16 protein-coding genes and 1 pseudogene are annotated in these 21,434 nt (G+C 71.8%); 4 read left to right on the top strand and 13 right to left on the bottom strand.

The features are described from left to right. Window positions 1-293: 293 nt before the first annotated feature. Window positions 294-1,661, top strand: a complete 1,368-nt coding sequence (locus tag ABD369_RS03300; protein WP_344634651.1) for an FAD-binding oxidoreductase — start codon at window positions 294-296, stop codon at window positions 1,659-1,661. A gap of 174 nt (window positions 1,662-1,835) precedes the next feature. On the opposite strand, the gene ABD369_RS03295 is transcribed toward ABD369_RS03300, so the two are convergent. The 12 genes from ABD369_RS03295 to ABD369_RS03240 form a co-directional block, all read right to left on the bottom strand. Next, window positions 1,836-4,664 (bottom strand): ABC transporter substrate-binding protein, encoded by a 2,829-nt coding sequence (locus ABD369_RS03295; protein WP_344634650.1) that lies wholly within the window; start codon window positions 4,662-4,664, stop codon window positions 1,836-1,838. Next, window positions 4,661-5,857, bottom strand: coding sequence for a GNAT family N-acetyltransferase (locus tag ABD369_RS03290; protein ID WP_344634649.1), 1,197 nt, complete (start codon window positions 5,855-5,857; stop codon window positions 4,661-4,663). Before ABD369_RS03290 ends, ABD369_RS03295 begins: the two co-directional genes overlap by 4 nt. Further along, a complete protein-coding gene (locus tag ABD369_RS03285) occupies window positions 5,854-6,669 on the bottom strand; it encodes a hypothetical protein (protein WP_344634648.1) in 816 nt (271 codons plus the stop codon). Before ABD369_RS03285 ends, ABD369_RS03290 begins: the two co-directional genes overlap by 4 nt. After that, the gene (locus tag ABD369_RS03280; RefSeq protein ID WP_344634647.1) at window positions 6,666-7,976 is read right to left on the bottom strand and encodes an aspartate aminotransferase family protein; all 1,311 of its coding nucleotides are present in this window, start codon (window positions 7,974-7,976) and stop codon (window positions 6,666-6,668) included. The genes ABD369_RS03285 and ABD369_RS03280 overlap by 4 nt, the downstream gene beginning before the upstream one ends. Further along, a complete protein-coding gene (locus ABD369_RS03275; protein ID WP_344634646.1) occupies window positions 7,967-8,731 on the bottom strand; it encodes a creatininase family protein in 765 nt (254 codons plus the stop codon). Before ABD369_RS03275 ends, ABD369_RS03280 begins: the two co-directional genes overlap by 10 nt. After that, complete coding sequence (locus ABD369_RS03270; protein WP_344634645.1) at window positions 8,728-9,447, bottom strand: SDR family NAD(P)-dependent oxidoreductase; 720 nt, start codon at window positions 9,445-9,447, stop codon at window positions 8,728-8,730. The genes ABD369_RS03275 and ABD369_RS03270 overlap by 4 nt, the downstream gene beginning before the upstream one ends. Then, entirely contained in the window at window positions 9,444-10,817 is a 1,374-nt protein-coding gene (locus tag ABD369_RS03265; RefSeq protein ID WP_344634644.1) for a 3-phosphoshikimate 1-carboxyvinyltransferase, read from the bottom strand. The genes ABD369_RS03270 and ABD369_RS03265 overlap by 4 nt, the downstream gene beginning before the upstream one ends. Continuing rightward, complete coding sequence (locus ABD369_RS03260) at window positions 10,814-12,019, bottom strand: Coenzyme F420 hydrogenase/dehydrogenase, beta subunit C-terminal domain (protein ID WP_344634643.1); 1,206 nt, start codon at window positions 12,017-12,019, stop codon at window positions 10,814-10,816. The genes ABD369_RS03265 and ABD369_RS03260 overlap by 4 nt, the downstream gene beginning before the upstream one ends. 130 nt (window positions 12,020-12,149) lie before the next feature. Then, entirely contained in the window at window positions 12,150-12,746 is a 597-nt protein-coding gene (locus tag ABD369_RS03255; RefSeq protein ID WP_344634642.1) for a DinB family protein, read from the bottom strand. Beyond that, entirely contained in the window at window positions 12,743-14,023 is a 1,281-nt protein-coding gene (locus ABD369_RS03250) for an MFS transporter (RefSeq protein WP_344634641.1), read from the bottom strand. The genes ABD369_RS03255 and ABD369_RS03250 overlap by 4 nt, the downstream gene beginning before the upstream one ends. Continuing rightward, window positions 14,020-15,165: an ATP-grasp domain-containing protein gene (locus tag ABD369_RS03245; RefSeq protein WP_344634640.1), complete on the bottom strand. Its 1,146-nt coding sequence runs from the start codon at window positions 15,163-15,165 to the stop codon at window positions 14,020-14,022. The genes ABD369_RS03250 and ABD369_RS03245 overlap by 4 nt, the downstream gene beginning before the upstream one ends. Before the next feature lie 1,121 nt (window positions 15,166-16,286). After that, window positions 16,287-17,396 carry an FAD-dependent monooxygenase gene (locus ABD369_RS03240; RefSeq protein WP_344634639.1) on the bottom strand — a complete coding sequence of 370 codons (1,110 nt, stop codon included), beginning with the start codon at window positions 17,394-17,396 and terminating at the stop codon, window positions 16,287-16,289. 199 nt (window positions 17,397-17,595) lie between these two features. Between ABD369_RS03240 and ABD369_RS03235 the strand changes: the two genes are divergently transcribed. The 3 genes from ABD369_RS03235 to ABD369_RS03225 all read left to right on the top strand — a co-directional run bounded on the left by ABD369_RS03235 (window position 17,596) and on the right by ABD369_RS03225 (window position 20,950). Further along, window positions 17,596-18,564: a TetR/AcrR family transcriptional regulator C-terminal domain-containing protein gene (locus ABD369_RS03235; protein ID WP_344634638.1), complete on the top strand. Its 969-nt coding sequence runs from the start codon at window positions 17,596-17,598 to the stop codon at window positions 18,562-18,564. 235 nt (window positions 18,565-18,799) lie between these two features. Beyond that, complete coding sequence (locus tag ABD369_RS03230; RefSeq protein ID WP_344634637.1) at window positions 18,800-19,513, top strand: alpha/beta hydrolase; 714 nt, start codon at window positions 18,800-18,802, stop codon at window positions 19,511-19,513. A gap of 180 nt (window positions 19,514-19,693) precedes the next feature. Continuing rightward, on the top strand, window positions 19,694-20,950 hold the full coding sequence (locus ABD369_RS03225; protein WP_344634636.1) for a hypothetical protein: 1,257 nt from the start codon (window positions 19,694-19,696) through the stop codon (window positions 20,948-20,950). A gap of 135 nt (window positions 20,951-21,085) precedes the next feature. On the opposite strand, the pseudogene ABD369_RS03220 reads toward ABD369_RS03225, so the two are convergent. After that, window positions 21,086-21,433 (bottom strand): annotated as a pseudogene (locus ABD369_RS03220) (transposase); the annotation flags it as partial. Between the last annotated feature and the right edge of the window lies 1 nt (window position 21,434).

The raw sequence follows: 21,434 nt of genomic DNA, 5'->3' as shown, positions 1-21,434 counted from the left end.
CAAACCGCAGCCTGAAGGACCGACTTCCGGTGAGCGGTGGGGCGCCCGCCGTCCGAACTGCGGCACCCCACCCGCCTCGACGTGGCGGGGCCACCGGGCGATGATGCCGTGTCGAGAGACCCGGCGACCCGGACGCCTGCCCCGGATGCGGCCGCCTCCTGGCGGTGAGCAGTGCCACGGGGCCGGGCGTAGCGTGGAGGAGGGCCGACCCGACCGTCGGCCGTGGCGTGATCCGGCCGGCCGGCGCTTCCGTAGGGTTTCCGCGCGGCTTCCGCAGGGCTGGAGAGAGCGTCATGGGCAAGCAGTCGGTTGAAGAGTTGACGAGCCGGGTGCACGGTGCGGTGATCACTCCGGGTGACGCCAGGTACGACGAGGCACGCCGCGTGTACAACGCCATGATCGACAGGAAGCCGACGGCGGTCGTGCGCTGTGTGAACGCCGGGGACGTGCTCGCCGCCGTCGGGTTCGCCCGGGAGAACGGGTTCGACCTGGCGATCCGCGGTGGCGGCCACAGCGTGCCGGGCTACGGGACGTGGGACGACGCCGTGGTGGCCGATCTGTCGGCGATGCGCGGGGTGCGGGTGGACCCGGTACGGCGGACGGCGCGGGTCGAAGGCGGTGCGACACTGGCCGATCTGGACGCGGCGACGCACGCCTTCGGACTCGGGGTGACCGGCGGGGTCGTCTCGACCACCGGCGTGGGAGGGCTCACCCTCGGCGGCGGCTTCGGCCACCTGGCCCGCCACCTGGGACTGACCTGCGACAACCTGCTCTCCGCGGACGTGGTGACGGCGGACGGCCGGTTCCTGATGGTGACCGAGCACGAGCACCCCGACCTGTTCTGGGCGCTCCGCGGCGGCACCGGGAACTTCGGCGTGGTCACCTCCTTCGAGTTCCGGCTCAGCCCGGTCTCGGAGGTGCTCGGCGGCCTGATGTTCTTCGAGCTGGAGCACACGGAATCCGTGCTGCGGCACTACCGCGAGTACATCGCCGTCGCACCGGAGCAGCTGGGTGCCTTCCCCGCCTTCCACAACGCCCCGCCGCTGCCGTTCGTCCCGGAGGAACGGCACGGTGACCCCTTGATCGCGGTGGTGGTCTGCTGGTCCGGGCCGATGGCGGAGGGCGAGCGGGCCGTCCAGCCGTTCCGGGAGGCCGCCCCGGTGGCCTTCGAGTCGGTCGGGCCGCTGCCGTACCCGGTGCTGCAGACCATGTTCGACCAGCTGCTGCCGCCCGGCCTGCAGCACTACTGGAAGTCGGCCTTCGCCGTTCGGCTCACCGACGAGGCGATCGCCGCCCACGCCGCGCACGGGCCGAAGGTGCCGTCGGTCAGCGCCTGCCACATCTACCCGATCAACGGCGCCTGCCACCGGATCGCCCCGGAGGAGACCGCGTTCTCCTACCGCGACGCCACGTTCGCGACCGTGATCGCCGGGATGTGGCCGGATCCGGCCGAGAACGCGGTCAACACGGCCTGGGTGAAGGACTACTACCGGGCGATCGCCCCACACTCCTCGGCGGGCGGCTATGTCAACTTCGTGGCCGACGACGACCAGGAACGGGTCACGGACGACTACCGCGACAACTACACCCGCCTGATCGAGATCAAACGCGCATACGATCCGGACAACTTCTTCCACGTCAACCACAACATCCGGCCCTGACGGGTCGAGCGAGTGCCGGGGGCGCGGCCGCGATCCACACCCGTCGCCGCCCGGTTCTCCGTCGCACCACGTGGCGGAGAACCGGCCAGAGGCTCGAAGCCTCCGGTGACGACCGTCGCGCCACTCCACGGGTGTGACGGCCGGCGGCGACGGCCGTCACACCCGCGGCGCCGGTCAGCCGCGCGGGCGGAAGGAGCGCAGGACCGGCTCGCCGAAGAGGTCTACCACCGGGCCCTCGACCTCGAACTCGTCGAGGTTGACCAGGTGGTACTGCACGCCGTACCAGAGCGGCAGCAGCGGCAGATCCGCGCAGACCCGGGCCTCCGCCTCGGCGTAGAGCTTGCGCCGGCTCACCGGGTCCGCGGTGCCACGGGCCCGGTCGATCAGCGCGTCCGCTTCGGTGCTCCGGTAGCGGGTGTAGTTGCTGCTGCCGACGGAGGCCGAGTGGAACAGCGGGAACAGGAAGTTGTCCGCCGACGGGTAGTCGATCGCCCAGGTCATCCGGAACACCGTGTCGGCCTGCTTGAGCCAGGCGAGGAACTCCGGCCACACCATCGGGCGGGGGGTGATCCGCCAGCCCAGGTTGGTGTTGAGCTGGTCGATCACACTCTCCACCCAACCGTCGTGCCCGAGACCGGCGTTGTAGGTGAAGTAGGTGGTGACCGGCGCGATGCCGTGCTCCGCCAGCAGCGCCCGGGCGCCCTCGGGGTCGTAGCGCACGCCCGTCAGGTCGGCGTCGTCGTCGGTGCGCAGCATGGGAGGCAGGATGCGCTGCGCCAGCGGGCGCGTCCCGCTGAACGCCGAGTCGATGACGCCCTGGCGGTCGATCGCCATCGCCGCGGCCCGGCGGACCACCGGGTTGTCGAACGGCGCGACCTCGGTCGGGAAGCCCACGTACTGCATGAGCGCGCAGGGGGTGCGGCGGAAGCGTTCGCCGAACGGCAGCGCGTCCGGGATCCGGGCCGGCGGTACCTTCACCACGTCGAGCTCGCCGCGGTGCCAGTCCCGGTACGCGTCCTCCAGCTCCTCGTAGATCCGGAACTCCAGCCGGTCCAGGTAGCCGGAACCGCCGTCCGGGAAGGCCTCGTTGGCTCCGTAGTAGCCGTCGAAGCGGGCCATGGTCAGGCCCTGGCCCGGCACCCACGGGCGGATGATCCGGTACGGGCCGGTGCTGACCGGGTGCACGCGGAACAGCTCCCGGTCCCCGTCCGCCAGCTCCTGCGGTACGGCCGCGGTCACCCGGTGTCCGAACACGGCCGCGACCTCGTGGAACGGGCGGTTCAGCCGGACCCGCAGCAGCCGCGGGTCCACCGCGGTCACGCCGCTGAGTGTGTCGGCCTCGCCCGAGCGGACGGCATCGAAGCCCTCTATGCAGGAGAGGTGGTACGCCAGCTTCGATCCGGTGGCCGGGCGGACCACCCTGGACAGCGAGTAGACGTAGTCCGCCGCCGTGACCTCGCGGCCGTGGTGGAACCGGACGCCCGGCCGCAGCCGGAAGTCGACCCGGGTGCCGTCGGCCGACACTTCCCAGCTCTCGGCGGCGGCCGGCCGGGCCTCACCGGTGTCGGCGCTGTAGTCGACCAGCGGGTCGGCGAGGAAGCGGAGCAGCAGCGCGCCGTCGTGTTCGAAGCCGTTGCTCGGGTCGACCGAGGACGGCTCACCGATGAACACCCGTACGCTGTCCCGCTCCTCAGCGGCCGAGCCGGTTCCGGTCGCGGCGGCGTGCAGCTTGAACAGCGCCGGGTCCGCCAGCCGGCCGGCGATCCGCATCAGCTCCTCGGCGGTGTCGGCCACGGCCGAGATCTTGGCCAGCTGGCAGGCCGTGCCGTTGGCCGAGTCGACCAGCTGGCCGGCCGGCACCAGGTGGTGCACGCCCCGGGTGCCGGGAATCCGCAGCAGGTCCTCCCGCGCGGGGGCGACATCGACGAGGTGACGGCCCACCGGGGGCTGCGGGGTCGCGTACAGCGCCCAGCGCTCGCACGTCACGGCGGTGTCGGCGGGCATCCCGGCGGACAGCCGGGCCAGGTTGAGCGGAAGGTCGTACCCGGCGGCGAGCATCAGGAGGTCCGCGACCTTGCCGCCCGGGCGGCCGTTGACCTCGATGATGCGCGGGCCGTCGGCCGTCAGCTTGACCTCGGTGTGGGTCGCGCCGAACCGGATGCCGAGCGCCGCGTGCGCCGCCAGGACCTGCGCCACGACCTCGTCGGTCTCCGCGGCCGGGCGCAGGGTCGGGATGATGTGCCCGTTCTCCCGGTAGGGCCGGGAGAACGGGAGCTTGTCGGACACCGCCAGGACGGCCGGCTCGCCGTCCACCACCAGCACTTCGACGGACAGGTAGTCGCCGAGGCCGCCGGTCGCCCGGGCCGGATCCCCGACGAGCTCCTCCTCCAGCAGCATGACCGGCCGGTGATGGGCCACCCGCGGGTCCGCGAGGGCCAACTCCCGGGCCCGCCGCCAGGCGGGAGCGAGCTCCTGGGCACTCGCCACCCGGAAGGTGGCCAGGCTCCCCATGCCCACCGACGGCTTCAGTACGGCCGGGAACGGCGCCTGCTGCTCGGCCTCGGCGACGTCAGCGGGTTCGCGCAGCTCCCACTGCCGGGGCACCGGAACACCGTGGCTGCGCAGACGGGCACGCTGGACCCGCTTGTCCTGGAGGGCCTCCAGCACCGCGGGCGGGTTGCCGGGCAGGCCGGCCCGGACGGCGGCCTGCTGGGCGAGGTGGACCACCCGCTCGCTGAAGGCCACCACGCCGGCGGTACGGCCCGGCACGACCAGCACGGCCAGTGCTTCGGCGACCTCCTCGGGCGTGCTCACCGCCGTGACCGTGCCGCCCGTGGCCGCGACCTGCCGCATGGCCGTCGCCCGGTCGGCGCGGGCCTCGGCCGCCTCGACCGCGAGCCATACCGCGTCCACGTCGAACTCGGTGAGCAGGGAGGGGAGATAGCTGGACGGATGGGGGCCACCCGGCGCGTCCGCCACCACGATGCGTCGACGCTGTGTCACGAGGGAACTCCTGTTCCGAAGGGCGAAGAAGCCGAGGAGAAGGGGGCGGGCGGCAGTTGGGGGAGTCGCTCCCGCAGCGCCGCTTCACGCTCGGCGAGCGCCTGGGCCGCGGCTTCGCGCAGTTCGGCGGGCCAGCGCACCACCCCGTAGGCCGGGACCGGGCTCGCGCCCCGGGCGATCTTGGCCGGGTAGCTGCCCGTCCCGAACGAGTACGTCCTGATCCCGTGCTCCAGACCCCACTGGATCGGTTCGTAGAAGAGCAGGTTGAAGTAGGCGAAGTCGGAACCGGTGGCGTCGTAGTCGAAGCCGACCAGCCGCAGGTGCAGCCGATCGCCGTCGAGCAGCGCCAGGCTCAGGCCGACCGGCTTCCCGTCCCGCTCGCACAGGAAGACCCGGACCCGGTCGCCGACCGTGCGGCCCAGATGGTCGTAGTCGGCCAGCACGGACTCCACTGAGCCCGGCGCGGAGTAGCGCTTGCGCACGGCGAGTTGGAGCCGGGCGGTGGTCTCGTCGAGCTCGTCGGTGCCGTGCAGCACCCGGACGGTCAGGCCGGACCCCAGGAACTCCCGGCGCTCCCGGCGGACCTTGTTGCGCCGGGAGCGGTGCAGGGTGCCCAGGTAGCCGTCGAAGTCCGGCCAGTCGGTGGTGAGTTCGGTGTGCGCCGCGGCCAGGAAGGGCGGGCCGGCCGCCGCTCCCAGGACGGCCGAGACATCCCGGACCGCGTCGGCGTCGGTCAGGTACAGGAACCCGACCGTGCGGCAGCCCTCGTCCTCGGCCAGCCCGGCCGCGGCCCGGACGAGCAGCCGACGGCGCCCGGACCGCTCGGCCGGCCCGCCGTCCCCGGCCGTCAGCAGGACGCAGTGCGCACCGGAGACGGCGGCCACGCCGTTCGGGAACAGACCCCGGCGGGCCAGCTCCTCGGTCGGCTCCTGCGCGCCGATGAGCGACGCGAGGTTGTACAGGCCCAGTACGTTCTGGTCCGGGACGATGCGCAACGAGGTGAGGCCGACCAGGCGGCCGCGCTCGTCGGTGAGGGTCAGATGGCGCGTGCCGCCGGCGGCCGACTGCTCGCAGTACCGCAGCCAGTCGGGCGAGTCGTACAGCGCGCCGGTGCCGGTGAGCGCGGCGAGTTCGTCCAGCGGCAGGTCGTCGACCCGGTCGTGGACCCGGATGCCGGGGGGGACGGTCGTCATGCGAAGGCCGTCCTTCCGGTCATCAGGGACTCCACGGTGCCGCCCAGCAGGACCTCGCCGCGGCCGGTCAGCCGCAGGTGCAGCCGGCCCTGCTGCTCCTCGCGCGCCGGACCCTGGACGACCGCGAGGTCGCCCCTGACACCGTCGAGCGCGGTGAGCCGGCCCACGCCGAGGACGGCTCCGCCGGTGGCACTGTCCTCCCGCCCGGACAGCGAGGTGGTGAAGACCCGTACCCGCAGCCCGTCGTCCGCCGGGGCGGACAGGACCAGCCCGTTCGTGCCGGTCCGGGCGCACAGCTCGAGCACGTCCGCGGCCCGGATGTCCAGGCCGTCCAGCTGCTTCGCGTCGGCGCAACGCAGATGCACCCGGCTGCGGGCCTGCCGCAGGATCACCGGGCCGCTACCGGGCGCCGGTTCGGCCATGACGAAGTTGGGCCAGTCGGTGTGCTCCAGCGCGAGCGAGCCCGGTGCGGTCTCCCGGGCCCAGGTGACCGCGCCCTCGCGGTACAGCTCCAGTTGCTCGCCGCGTTCGTGGCGGACCAGCCGGCGCTCACCCTCGGGGACGCCGAGGGCGGTCAGGGCCGCGAGCGAGGTCTGCAGGCACTGGGCCAGTTCCTCGACCGGGGAGAAGGTCCGCAGGGTGATCTCGTTGCCGTGGACGCCGGTGACGAAACCGGTGTCCGGGACGGCGAACCGGGCCGCGACCGCCGCCCGGTCCACCACCTGCACACCGGGCAGGACGATCACCGTGTGGTTGCCGCCCGGGCTCCCCTGCGCGAACACTCGGCCCCACCACGCGTGCACCTCGGTCATCCGACCGCCTCCGCACCGGCGCACTCCGCTGCCAGCGCCTCCCTCAGGACGTCGACGGACCGGTCGAGCTCCGCCGCCGTGATGGTGAGGGGCGGGGTCCACTTGACCACCGTGCCGTCCGCGCCGCCGCGCAGTGCCAGGACGCCCAGCGCCCGCATCCGCGCGATGACCGCGCAGGTGAAGGCGGTCCGGTCCGCGACCGGTGCCTCGGCGATCCGCACGCCCGTCATCAGCCCGCGGCCGATCGTCTCCAGCCGTACGCCCGGCACGGCGAGCTTGGCGACCGCGCCGACCAGCCGGTCGCCCAGGACGCCCGCGCCGGTGGACAGGTCCTGCTCCAGCAGGGTGTCCAGGACGGCCAGGCCCGCCGCGCACGCGACCGGGTTGGCCGAGAAGGTGCTGGTCTGCCGAAGCGGCGGGAGGGCCGCCAGCAGCTCACGCGGTCCGGCCACCAGCGACACCGGCAGACCGCCGCCGATCGCCTTGCCGAGCACCACCAGGTCGGGAACCACATTCTCGTGCTGGAAACCGAACAACGCGCCCGTGCGGCCGAAACCGGTGAAGATCTCGTCGACGATCAGCAGCATGCCGTGCGCGGTGCAGAACTTCCGGAGGTCCTGCAGCAGGCCCGGCGCGGCGGCGTTCATGCCGCCAGCGCCCTGCACCGTCTCCACGATGAGGCCGGCGACGTCGGCGGAACCGAAGTCGGGGTGCTCCAGGATCTCCTGGCCGAACCGCTGCCCGCGTCCGGGCCGCGCCCCGGGCGGCACATGGCCGGCGGCCACCGGGTAGGGCAACGACAGGCCGGCCACCGGCACTTCGGTCGCACCGGACCGGTAGGCCGAGTTGGCGGTCACGGCCAGGGCTCCCGCGGTCTTGCCGTGGTAGCCGCCGAGGAAACCGAGCACCTGTCGGCGGCCGGTGGCGCACCGGGCCGTCTTGAGCGCGGCCTCGACGGCCTCGGTGCCGGTGGTGCACCACAGCAGCATCGGGTCGGGCCACGGGAGCAGCTCGGCCAGCCGCTCGCTCAGCTCGGCCCGGGCGGCGCAGCCGAACTGCCAGCCACCGTGGGCGTAGCGGTCCAACTGGGCGTGCATCGCGGCCAGCACGGCCGGGTGGCTGTGGCCGAGCGCGAGGACGCCGGAGCCCGCGGTCAGGTCCAGGTACTCCCGGTCCTCCTCGTCCCACAACCGACTGCCCAGACCGCGCACCGGCGTGATCCCGATCTCCGCGCCGATCGTCTTGGCCATCGACGGGCTCTCGCGCCGCTGCAGCACCTCGAGGCTGCTCTTGGTGGTCACAGCCATGAGCGCTCCCGGGCGATCGCGTCCACGCGGGTCAGCAGGGCCTCGGCGATCACTTTTCCCTTCTCGGCACTCGCCAGGCGCGGATCGCCCAGGACGCCGGACGGGATGTCCTGCGGCCGCAGGCGCTCCACCAGGTGGGACCGCTTGCGCACGTGCAGGTCGGCGCGGGTGACGTCGCCCTGGGGCAGGGTCCCGAGCGCTATCAGGTCGGTGCGCACCCGCTCGGGGTACCAGTGCAGGAAGAGGGAGGTCAGCCCCTCGCCGCCGTGCGACTCGCTGGTGGACTCGGAGACCTCCCGGACGACGTCGCTGACCAGCTGCGCCCACTCGACCACCACCACGTCGGTGCCGTGACGCTCGTTCAGGGCGCGGGCCGCGATCATCAGCGGTTCGTGGTTCTCGTCGTGGCCGTTCAGCACCAGCACCCGGTTGCTGTACCGGGCCGCCGTCTCGGCCATGCCCGCGGCCTGGCCGATCAGCACGTCCACCGGGATCCTCTGGCTGCCCGGCCAGTCCTGGAAGGCATGCAGCACGCCCGTCCGGATGCTGCCGAGGACGACCGCGCCGTGCAGCTCGGCGGACAGGTCGGCCAGCCGCTCGGCCACCAGCGTGTCGGCGGCCAACGGGAGATGCGGCCCGTGCTGCTCGGTGCTGCCGGCGACCAGGATCCAGTAGGGCACCTGCGACGCCCTCGCCTCGAACTCGGTCCATGTGAAGTCCTCGAGCCGCATGGGCTGAGCGATCTTCGTCGTCATGCCAGACGTCCTCCATCGACGATCACGGTCTGACCCGTGAGATAACTGTTGCGGTCGGAGACCAGAAAGGCGATCAGATCCGCCACTTCCTCCTTGTGCGCGAGCCGTCCGACCGGGATCTCGCGCCGGTACCGGTCGATCTCCTCGGCGGAGTCGGGCCAGTCGGGATTGGCGACCTTGCCAGGGGCCACGGTGTTGATCAGCACACCGTCCCCGCCGTGGCGCACCGCGAAGGTGCTCACCATCGCGGCCAGACCGGCCTTGGCCGCGGCATATGCCGCTCCGGCCGTGGTCCGTCCGGTGTGCGCCGCCGCCGAGCCGACGGCCACCACCCGGCCGCGGCCCGCCTCGGCCATGGCCGGCACCAGGGTGCGCATCAGCAGGAAGCAGCTCGTCAGATTGGCGTCCAGCACCTGCCGGAAGAGCGCGGCCGGCACCTCGGCCTCGGGCAGCGGACGGCCGTCGGGCCCCTTGGGCGACCAGCCCTGGCACATCACCAGCCCGTCCGGTGCGCCCCGGAGCTCCAGCAGCCGCGCCAGCCGTTCGTCCGTCGCCTGCTCGTCGGCGAGATCGGTCTGGTGGAACTCGGCTCCCTGAGCGCGGGGAGGGACCCGGTCCAGGACCACCACCCGGCGGCCCTCCGCCAGCAGGCGGGCGGCCACGGCCGAGCCGAGGTGCCCCGAGCCGCCACTGATGACGGCGTAGCCGTCGCTCATCGGATCTCCAGTCGGGCGAAGCGGGCGAGGTCGTCGATCGCACCGGGGTGGGAGGTGGCGGCCGCCCGGACCCCCGAGAGTTCGCAGCCGCCGCCGGCCAGCAGCGCGAGCACGAAAGCGGCGAAGATCACCCGGTGGTCGGCGGGCAGCCGGAGCTGTTCCGGGGCGACCGGCGTGCCGGGCTCGACCATCAGGCCGTCGGGGGTGGCCCGGGCGGCGATGCCGAACGCGGCGAGCAGTTCGACGGTACTGGCGATCCGGTCGGTGTCCTTGCCCTTCAGCTCGGCGGCGTCCCGGATCACCGTACGGCCCTTGGCCACCGCGGCCAGCGCGGCGACCAGCGGCAGCTCGTCGATGGCGCTCTGCACCAGCTGCCGACCCTCGACCACCGTGCCGCGCAGGGGACCGGGCAGCACGATCCGGATGTCGCCCGCGGGTTCCGGCCCGTCCTGGGAGGTCACCGTCTCGGTCACGGTGGCGCCCATCGCCGCCAGGATCCGCAGGAAGCCGGTGCGCAGCGGATTCAGCCCGACCCGGGTCAGGGTCAGCTCCTGTCCCGGCTGGGCGGAGGCCAGGTGGAGCGCGGCCAGCAGCGCGGCGCCCGAGGGGTCGCCGGGCACGGTGAGATCGAAGGCGCGCGGGCGGCGCGGGGTGACCAGCAGGTCCAGCTCGCTCTGGGCCACCGGGACGCCCGTCCAGCGCAGCAGCCGCTCGGTGTGGTCCCGCGCCATCGTCCGCCGGCGGATGCGCACCGGTCCGGCGGCGTTCAGTGCGGCGAACTGCAGCGCGGAGACCGGCTGGGCCGAGTCCACCGTGACATTCACCTCGCCGCCGCGCAGCCGCGCCCCGCGCACCCGCAGCGGGAGCCGGCCCGGCTCGCCGAGTTCCTCGATCTCGGCGCCCAGTTCGCGCAGCGGGTCGAGCACCTCCGTCATTGGCCGGGAGCGCAGCAGCCGGTTCCCGGTCACCACGCAGTCAGACGTGCTGCCGGCCAGTACGGCGAGCAGCAGCCGCGAGGTGGTGGCGCTGTTGCCTGCGTCCAGGGTGCGGTCGGTGATCCGGATCCCGGACGCGGCGGTGCCGGTCACCATCAGCTCGCCCGGTCCGGTGACCCGGACCTGGATGCCGAGCTTCCCAAGTGCTCTGAGATTGCAGCGGACATCGGCGCAGTCGGCGACGTTGCTCAGCCGTGACGTGCCGTCGGCGACGGCGGCCAGTACGGTGGCGCGCTGGCTGATCGCCTTGTCGGGATGGGGTTGCAGCGCTGGGCCGCCGGCCTCGGCGGGGTGGACGGAGCGCACCAGGATGCGGTCGGGAAGGGCTCGTGCCTGGTCCAGCAGGCCGGCGTACCGATCGTCCGGCACGGTCATGACTGAGGGTCCCTACTCATGAGTTCGATCAATTCGTCGTCGCCTATCGGCCGTTCGACCTCGACGCCGGCCACCGGCGGGCTGGGCACCGCCCCCGGGTTGTCGGCCGCGTAGCTCGCGTACCGATGGCGCTTGCGCTGCAGCCCGAGGCTCTCCTCGGGGAGGAACACGTTCTCGGCCACCTCGAGGTCGCCGTGGCGGACGGTGTCCGCCACGAGTGCCTGGCCGGTCTCGGTACGGGTCACCACCAGCGAGGCCTTGTCGGTCTGCTCGCCCTCCCGGCTGGTCCGGAAGATGTTGGGGTCGCCGTCGGCGATCGAGACGTCCGCCAGGCCACTCCACCAGTCGGGGCAGGCCAGGCAGCGGTGGGTCTTGAACTTCTTGAATTCGGTGACCAGTTCGTGGAACGGCAGGGAGCGCCGCCGGTCGGAGCGGTCCCACACGGTGAACTCGCCCGGGTAGTCGCCGGCCCGGTACTTCATCCGGGTGACGTCGACCAGCGGCAGGCGCAGGCGCTCCTCGATGAGGTACTCCGTGCCCTCCCGGCGGGTGTTGGAGGCGCAGCCGATCTCGATGGTGAAGGCGATCTTCTCGGCCACCGCGGGCTGCTGCGGCAGATTGCGCATCCGGTTCACCGCCTCGATCTGGCAGGCGAGACCGACCACGCCGATCCGGTCGTACGGCGCGTCCCGGAGGATCTGCAGGTTCGGGGTCAGGCAGTAACTCGCCTGGGCGCACTCGACGATCTCGGCGACGGTGGTCGCCAGCCGGGGCACCGGCACCCAGGGGCGCTCCTCGTCGCGGCCGATGACCAGGGCCGCCTCGATCTGTCCGCGACGCAGCGCGGACACCAGCAGCGCGGTCGCCGCACCGCCGGCCGAGGCGGCCTGCTTGACCGCGGGATCGGCGGCGCGCGCCGAGTAGGTGGAACGGACGATGCCCGTCCAGCGCTCGTCCTGCGACCTGGTCCGGCCGAAGATCCGGCGCTCCGACTCGGGCACCGCGGTCTCCCGGCCCGGGCAGACATCGACGCACAGGGTGCAGCTGCCGCACCCGTCCGCGCTCGCACCGGCGGCGAGGACGGGGGTGGGCTGATCGGGCGAGACGACGAGGACGTTCTCGGGGCAGACGGCGGCACAGGCGCCACAACTGGCGCACAGGGACGCTTCGAGTACGGACTGACTGAGCTCGGAAAAGCTCATGGCTAAGGAATCCCCTCGCATCATGGCTGTGTTCGTGGCCTTCGTGCGGCGTGTCGTCGCGCCGCACGCCGGGCTTCGTGACAGAGGTCGGATCCGGCCGGGGAGTTCGCCGGACCCGGGTGATGAGGTGCTACTCGGCGGCGGCCAGCGCGGACCGGAGCTGGTCCAGGTGGTCCCGGTCGTGGCCGGCCAGCACCGCCAGCAGGACGCGCAGCGACTCGGCGCCCCGGTAGGACAGCACTCCGCGCCGGTCCAGGTCCTCGGCGTCGAGCGACCTGGCGAGTGCGACGGTGTTGCGGCGGGCGGTGCTGAACCGCTCCAGCGCGTCCTGCCAGGTCTCCAGGGCGAAGAACCTGGTCCAGGGGTGGGAGTCGTAGCCGAAGACGGTCGGTGTGTCCTCGGTGAGGATGGAGCGGATCCGGACCGCGTTCACCGCTTCGTTGTCCGCGACGTGGTGGACTATGTGAAGCGCGCTCCACTCGTTCTCGGCCGGAGCGACGGTGATCCGGCCGGGGTCCGCGGCTGCCAGCAACCCGGCGACGGCCGCCGGGGTTTCGGCCAGCAGGTCGATCACATCGTGCCCGGCGACCAGCAGGTCGTAGGCGCGGCGCTGGCCCGGCGTACCGGATCCGGCGGCGAGGGCCTCCTCGGCCCAGCTGCGGGTGGCCGGATCATCGGGCGCGTCGAACAGCCGGTCAAGGACGGTGGCCCAGTCGAGCGTGGTCATACGGAAGCCTCCAGGCGGTCTGTGGACGCGCGGTCGGGTCGCAGTTCCGCCCGCTGGCCGAAGAACCGGCCGCGCAGCACGGCTGCGGTGACGAGGAACAGGGAGAGGTAGGCGGCGGCGACACCGGTGAACACCAGTGCGGTGACGTGCACGCCCCAGTCGGTGGTTACCGGGCCGGTCAGCGGGATCATGGCGATCGCGGTGATCGAGGTGGCGCTCTCCCGGGTGATCGAGAGCCGGCCCAACAGCTGTGGTGCGGAACGGAGTTGCAGAATGGTGTCGGAGGTGGTCGCGCCCAGCGTGGTGGCCACACCGATACCGAGGAAGGCCAGCCCCGCCACCGGCAGCGCCGACGCTCCGGCGAGCAGGCCGAGGGCCAGTACCGCCGTGGCGCAGGCAACGCCGACCAGGTACGGCCGCCGGGCGTCGATCCGGCGCACCACCAGGACGGTCAGCAGCGCGCCCACCGAGGCACCGCCGTCCAGGACGGTGATGCCCAGCGGCCCGCCGCGCAGCGCCTGGTTGACCGGTGCCACCAGCACGCTGGCGAGCGAGGTGATCACGGACGGCATCACCCCGATGACCAGGTGGACGCACAGCCCCGGATTGCTCCGCAGCACCTGGCCCAGCTGCCGCCAGTTCTCCCGAAGAGTCATGGGGGCCGGGGACTTCGGCTCACCCGCGCCCTGCGCGGCGCTGCGGTCGGGAATGCCTCGCAGCAGGAAGTGCACCGCCGTGCCCGACAGGAAGAAGACGGCGACCGCGCAGAGCACGGCCCCGCTCGGTAGGACCACGAACAGCCCGGAGACCACGCCCAGCCCGGCCAGCTGGGCCACCTGAAGCAGCCCGAAGCGCAGCGTGTTGACCTGGGGCATCACGGCCACGTCGGCCACCTGCCGGACCATGACGAAACTGGCGGCCCGGTACAGCGGCCGGATGAAGGCCGAGACCAGGAAGGCGGAGACCAGGACGAGTTGGGAATCCGACGCGAGGAAGAGCGCCCCGCCCACCAGCACGGCGACGCCCCGGATGCAGTTGGAGACCAGCCCGACCGTCAGGACGTCACGCCGGTCGAGGATGCTCCCGCCCAGCAACTGGCCGGCCAGACCGAGCGCGTACTCGACCCCCACCAGGAGCGCGAAGGTGTCCGCCGATCCGGTCTGCCTGTACAGGGCCAGGCCGATGGCCAGGGTGAAGCCACCTACGCCGACATTGGTGAGAAAGAAGCCGATCAGGTAGATCGTGACGCCGCGGCCGGTCGACAGCCCGCGCTTCACGACGACGCGACGGCTCGGGCTGACAGCCGGTTCAGGGCCTCCTCGGCCAGTCGGACCGCATCGTCCGCGTCCTTCGCCTCGACCCGGGCCGAGGCCAACCGGGAGTACGAACTCTGCAGTCCGTTCAACTCTGCGCCGTCGGACACTAGTTGGTCCACGTGGATGACGCCCTCGATGGCGCGGGCCTGAGCCAGCCCGTCGATCCCCGCCAGCCGTCCGGTGAGCTCGGGCGTGAGGTAGCGGATGGCGCCGCTCGCGAGGTAGTGCGGCCCGTCGGTGCGGCTCGCCACCTCGGGCAGCGCGGCCAGGTCCACTCCGAGCAGCTGCCGCAGCACCAGGTCGGTGAGGTTGACGCCGGTGGCCGACTCCGTGAGCTGGACGATCGAGTCGCCCGCCTGGCGCAGATGCGTCTCGACCAGCACCGGACCGTCGGAGCCGAGGATCACCTCGCTGTGCGTGATGCCCCGCTCGACACCGAGCGCGTCCAGACAGGCCCGGACGTGGGCGACGAGCTGGTCGGAGGTGCTCTGCGGTATCCGGGCCGGCACGACGTGGCCGGTCTCCACCTTGCTGCCGTCGTCCTTGAACTTCTCGGTGACCGCGAAGACATAGTGGACACCGCGGTGAGTGATCGCCTCGATGCTGAACTCGGGCCCCGCGACGTACCGTTCGGCGATCGGCGGGGACGGCTCCAGTCGCGGCGCGCTGGCGCCCATGGCCACCTCGAGCGCCGCGGCCAGCTCGCCGGCGTCGTGCGCCACGGCGATCCCGGTGCTCGCCCGGCCGCGCGACGGCTTGAGCAGAAGCGGGCCGCCGACCTCGCGCTGGAAGGCCTCCAACTCGGTGATCGACGAGACCTGCCGGAACGGCATGTGCTCGACGCCCGCCGCGTTGAGCCGCTCGCGCATGACCGTCTTGTCGTTCACGGCACGGACGGTCTCGGGGGAGTGATAGGCGAGTTCGAGTTCCTCGGCGATGGCGGCCGCCTTGTCCTGGTCGATCTCGGCCAGCGCCGCGATGCCGTCCAACGGCCACTGTTGGTGCAGGAAGTGCGCCGCGGCGAGCCATCGCTCCAGCGGCGAGTCGTCGTTCAGGACGACCACCGCGTCGTTCTCGTGCAACTGGTGCACCCAGTCGAGCACGGCGGCCCGGCAGAGTACTACCGTCGAGACACCTTCGGCCAGGCGCCGGAGCCTCGGCTGCTGGCCGGATCCTCCCCCGATGAGAAGTAAGCGCACAACTCCCCCTCTTGATGTCGAAAGGCACGCCACGGCCCACTCCACCGGCGCAGGAGCCGTTCTTTCGCCTACAAGCGATCATCGAGGGCCGGTCTCGGCGATGTCAAGATCGTCTTGCAATGAGGAACAAAGTATTAACCCACCGTCAAAGTTGTTCATTTTCAGCTGACTTGGTCACCTTTCGTGCGAGTCGACCCTTCCGCGGGTGCCTTGCCGGACTGCGCGGCGAGCGCGACCCGTACGTTCACGGGTCCACCGTGCCCGAGTTGATCGAGCGTCAGAAGACGGGACGGGACTTCGGCCAGGTCGAGCGGGCCGGGTTCCAGTGGGTGGCGTGGCACAACAGTGGATCGTCGGCTGCATCGGGCCGTCGAGGCTCAGCCCGGCCCGGACGCGCCGGTCCTCCAGCATGAGGCCGGCGGTGGCCGTTCCGCCCTTCGACCAGCCGAACACGCCGATGCGGTCCCGATCGAGGGAGCCGAGCAGACCGACCGGCAGCGGCCGCCGTTCGGCGTCGGGATCGCACCCGGCGGCGAGGTCCTCGACGCAGCGGTCGAGGGCGGACCGGATGTCCGCGGCGAAGTCCGCCGGCCCGCATGGGCGGCTCCGGCCACCGCGGGTCCGGCCACCGCGGGTCCGGCCACCGCGGCCCCGGCCACTACGGCTCCGGCCTCCACGGGCCCGACGCGGCTCACCCTGCCTGTGCCCACCGGACCGTACCCGGTGGGCACGGTGTCGCTGCACCTCGTCGACGGTTCACGTCCGGATTTTGTGGCCGGTCCGGGGCATCCGGCGGCAGCGCCAGCTCGGGCGCGGTCATGCCGAGCACGTCCACCGCGGCTGGCATCCACCAGTCCTGGAACCGCCTCTGACGATCCGTCGGATGGCTGTCGCGCATGGGCGGCGCTGCCACGCGACGTACCCGTGCACATCCGACCACCGGGTGATCCGCCGGCGGCGGGCGTTGGCCAGTGGGTTTACATCTGTGGAGTAACGCCGTGACGGGCGCGGGGTTGCCGCGTAATTCAACCGTCGAGTTCGATCGCGTTCTTGGCCCGTTCGACGGAGGCTTCGGAGGCCGGTCCGCCGGGATTCTCGGTGGCGAGTGCCTGGTTGAGTTCGACGAACGGGCGCATGCGCCTCTCGTAGCAGGCGAAGGCCGCGTGGTGGTCGCCGTCCGCCCGTCGCAGGGCGTCGGCCAGTACGTAGGCACCCACGAGAGCGAGGCTGGTCCCCTGGCCGGACAGCGGAGAGGCGCAGTAGCCGGCGTCACCGAGCAGGACGGTCCTGCCGTTCGACCAGCGGTCCATGTGGACCTGCGTCATCGTGTCGAAGTAGAAGTCGGGCGCCTCCCGCAGGGCCCGCAGCAGTCTGGGGGTCTCCCAGTGCAGCGTTGCCATCCGATCGGCGACGAACAGCTTGTGCTGTTCGGTGTCACCGCGGTCGGCGGGGAGCGACTCGCCCGCGAAGCCGAACGAGATCCTCAACTCGCTGTTGTCGCGCACCGGGTAGATGCCGTAGCCGGCCTCGCCGTCCCTGAGCCACAGCTGCCAGTCCTCCAGGGCCAGGAAGTTGTCCGCGGTGAAGATCGCCAGATGCATGCCCAGGTGGCGGGCGAACTGCTCCTGTGGTCCGAAGCCCAGCCGCCGCACGGCCGAGTGCAGGCCGTCGGCCCCCACGACCAGGTCGAAGGTTCGCGAGCGGCCGTGCTCGAAGCCGACCCGTACCCCGTGCTCGTTCTGGTCGAGCGTGGTGATGCCGTCCCCGAACACGAACTCGACTTCGCCCAACGCCCGTTCGTGCAGGAGGCGTACCAGGTCCTCGCGCAGCAGCTCGATGTCGTCGTTGGCGAGCCGGCCGCTGCTGAAGGTCATCTCGGTGGACCGGTGGATCTCCTTCCCGGCGCCGTCCAGGACGGACATGCCGCGCATCCGGGTGCGGTGGGCTCGGGTCTGGTCCAGCAGCCCCATCCGCTCGATCACATCGAGCGCGGCGCCGCGGATGTCGACCGCCTGACCGCCACAGCGGCGGCCCGGTGCGTGTTCCACAACCGTCACGGCAACACCGCCACGGTGCAGCCAGTGCGCGAGTGCGGCTCCCGCGACACCGGCGCCGGAGATGAGCACAGTCTTCATGCAAGCTCCTTCATGCGCTGTATCAAGCTCGTTAATACGCTGTACGCAGCTGAATGTACGGCGTATGTGCAGTGCTGCAAACTGGTGATTTCTCCGCTCTGTTCTAGGGCAGGGGCCGCATTTCGGCATTCTGTGCTGGTAGGTTCTGAGCTAGTACAGGTTCAGTGCGCGCGAAAAAAAATTCCAAGGAGTCGGCAGCATGGCCTCGAAGTCCGATCCGCCGTTCCGGCGCATCGCCGACGAGATCGCACGGCGGATCACCGAGGGCGCACTCGCCCCGGGCGAACGCGTGCCGTCGACGCGTCAGATCGCCCGTGAGTGGGGAGTCGCGCTCGCCACGGCTACCAAGGCCCTCACCGTGCTCCGCCTGGAAGGGCTGGTCGAGGCCCGTCCCCGGATCGGCACCGTGGTGGCGGCCAAGGAGCATGCGGTGCCGACCGAGAACCGGCCCCCGTCCAGGCGCCGTTCGCCGACGACCGCCTCCTCCGAGAACGAACTGACCCGTGAGCGGATCGTCCGGGTCGCCGTGGGCATCGCGGACGGCGAAGGACTGGCAGCGGTGTCCATGCGGACCGTTGCCGCCAGGCTCGGTGTCGCCGCCATGTCCCCGTACCGGTACGTCAACAGCAAGGACGACCTGGTTCTGCTGATGGCGGATGCGGTGTTCGGCGAGAAGGCCTATCCGGTCGAGCCGCCGGACGGGTGGCGGGTCCGGCTGGAGCTCGGTGCGCGCACCCTGTGGGGGATCTACCGCAGGCACCCCTGGCTCGCGCAGGTCGGCTCGCTCACCCGACCCCTGATGCTGCCCGCCCTGATGACCCACGCGGAATGGGCGCTCGCCGCCCTAGACGGCCACGGCCTCGATCCGACGACCATGTTCGACCTGCACGTCCTGTTCTACAGCTATGTTCAGGGGATCGCCGTGCACCTGGAGCGGGAGGCCCAGGCCGAGGCCGCCACCGGCCTGTCGGAGGACCAGTGGATGGACCGTCAGACTCCCGCCTACGAGGCGATCGTCGCGGCAACCCGGTACCCGGTGTTCGCCAGGATCGCCGGCAGCCTCAAGCACGGCTACGACCTCGACCTGGACACGCTGTTCGAGTTCGGCCTCAAGTCACTCCTCGACGGCATCGCCCTCATCATCGAGCCCCGCTGTCCCACCGCATGACGCCTCGAAGCGGGAGGGATCGAAGCGGGAGGGCTCGGCGGGGCTGCCGACGGCCTGGCCGGAGCCGATCGGATTCGTCCAGTACGTTGTGAACCCTGGTGCGTGCGCGGCTTGCTGGGGAAGATCCGCCCGGCCCTCGTGTGGTCGCCAGGAACGGCCGTCCGACACGGCAAGAGCTGCGGCTGCCGCGACCGTCGGGGCAGGCCGCCCCACCGGCGACGAGGAGGAATCAGCCTTGGAACAGCGGGAGTTCGTCCACCGTGCCGATGGCGAGGAGCTGAGCTGCACCGCCTGCATCCCGGCGGGCGACGAGCGGCTCGAACGGGTCGTGATCATGCACGGTGCCGGGACGGGCAGCAAGCAGCGGAACCTGCCGCTGGCGCGCGAGTTCGCGGGCGCCGGGTACCGGTCACTCGCTTTCGACTTCTCCGGTCACGGCCGGAGCACCGGCGAGCTCCCGCTGCTGAGCCTGGAGCGTCGGTTCCTCCAAGCCCGAAGCGTGATCGCGGAGTTCGCCCCCGACGGGCCGGTCATGCTCATCGGCTTCAGCATGAGCGGCCAGACCATCGCCGATGTGGTCGAGCACCTCGGGGATCGCGTCACCACCATCGTCCTCGGCGCGCCGGCGGCCTACTCGGCAGCGGCATGGAAGGTGCCCTTCGGCTCCGGATTCACCGAGATCATCCGCACCGCGGACAGCTGGCGGGCCAGCCCCGCCTTCGACACCTACGCGCGTTTCACCGGCCGCGCCGTACTGATCGTCCCCGACCACGACTCGGTGATCCCGCCCGGCGTGACCTCCCGCATCGAGGCCGCCCTCCGGAGGCACGCCGCCTTCGACCGGATCGTGTTCCCCGGCTCGCAGCACACGCTCGGGCTGTGGCTGGCGGAGCATCCCGAGGACCGGCGCCGGATCGTGGCCCTCTGCGCGGCACCGGGACACCCCTGAACACTCCGGGGCAGGCCGATCGCGCGGGAGTGCAGGCTCGTCGCTAGGCGCGCGCCGAGCACGGCCGCGAGCGTCCCGGACAAGGTGGCCATGCCGCCAGCGATCGACGAGGGCTGTTCCCGCGAGCCTTGGAGCGTCCGCGCGATGGGGCCGGTGCTGGTGAGCACTACGGTAGGCACCATGACGATCACCGGGGAGGACCAGGACGCCGCTGGCGGCCGGGTGTTGCTGCTGGCCGCCGCGCCGGTCGGATCCCGCCGCAGGCTTCTCGATCCGGAGGTCGCTGTCGGTGAGCTCGCCGCGGTACCGGCTCGTTCGCTGCTGCCCGGTTGGGAGCACCCGGTTGAGGTCGAGACCCTCGTCAACCCCAGCGGCGCACAGGCCGTGCTGGCCCGGGTGCGGGCCGCGGCCACCGTGCCGGGACCGCTGCTGCTGTACCTGTGCGGCCTGCTCGTCAGGGACGACCGGCAGCATCAGGTCCACCTCGCGCTCGCCGACACTACGGACACCACGATCCGCTACACGGCACTCCCTTGGACCTGGCTCGCCCGGGAACTGGCCGTCCGTAAGCCCGGCACCACCTCCGTCGTGCTCGACCTGCTCAGCGACCCCGGCTGCCTGCCACTCGAACCCGCCGACCTCGCGCTGCCACCGCAGATCGCCCGGTTCGGCGTGATCGGCCCGCCCGCCCGGCGCGGCCCCTGGCAGTCACCCGCCTACACCGCAGCCCTCTCGCACCTGCTGCGGAACACACCGGACCGGCAGCACCTCGCCCAACTCCACCCGATCGCCGCCGGCCACGCCGGCCTTCCGCCCGGCAGCATTGTGATCGGCCCCCGGATCGACCGGGCCGAAGCCACCGCGGACCGGCCCGAAGCCACCGCGGCCCCGCCCAGGCTCCTGTCCCATCCGGTTGGGCCGGCCCCGGCCGTCGCCGCGGCAACGCCGCCCGCTCCGCCCGCTCCACCCGCTCCACAGGTCTCCGGCCTGGTCGCCGACCCACGGCCGACGATCGCCGAGGCGATACGCGGCGGGGACCACCGCACGGCGGCCGACCTCACCGCCCAGTGGGAACAGGCCATCGCGTATACCGCCGGCCCGAACTCGCCGGCGATGGGCGACGTGCTGGAGGTCCAGGCCACCCTGGCCGTCGCCGCCGGGGCGATCGTCCAGGCCACCGACCGCTGGCTGGCCTGCGCCGAGCACCGGCTCACCTGGACCGGACCCGAAACCGCCCAGGTCCAGCTCGCCGTCCGCAACGCACTGCACTGCTGGCAGCAGACCAGGGACGACGAGCCGTCCCTATCCGCGACCGCCGGACGTCTCGTGGAGGTACTACGGGCAACGGGCCGCCCACGTGCGGCCGTCGCCATCGAGGACCGCCTCGCCGATCTGAAGGGCCCCGTCTACACGCCGCCCACTGTGTGGGTCGGGTAATTCCCTTATCAGGGACACCTCCTCCCGAACCTGGTCAACCACCTACGGCTGCTCGAAATGAGGCGACGTACGGCGACAAGCCAGGCCGTGTCTCATAATTGATCTTGTGGTGGGTTACTGTTCCTCGGCTCGCAGTCACTGGATCAGTGAGGCGAGGAGGACGCCGGCTCGGTAGCGGTTGGCCGGTTCGTCGAACCTGGTTGCCACTGCCCGGAACTGCTTCAGCTTGGCGAAGCACCGCTCGACAACGTTCCGGCCCTTGTAGGTGGTCTTGTCGAAGGCCGGTGGTCGCCCGCCGCGGCCTGCGCGGCGGGCGCGGTTGGCGATCTGGTCGCGGCGTTCGGGGATGGTCGCTTTGATCCGTCGGCGTCGCAGTAGGTTGCGGATCTTCCGGGAGGAGTATGCCTTGCCGGCCACGACCCGGTCGGGCCTGGTCCTCGGCCGCCCGGTCCCGGCCCGCGGGACGCGGATGGCGTCGAGGACG

Origin of the sequence: Kitasatospora cystarginea (assembly GCF_039533515.1) — a bacterium.
Lineage (GTDB): Bacteria > Actinomycetota > Actinomycetes > Streptomycetales > Streptomycetaceae > Kitasatospora > Kitasatospora cystarginea.
Note: the sequence above shows the minus strand (reverse complement) of the source record. Positions and strands in the feature narration are given on the sequence as shown.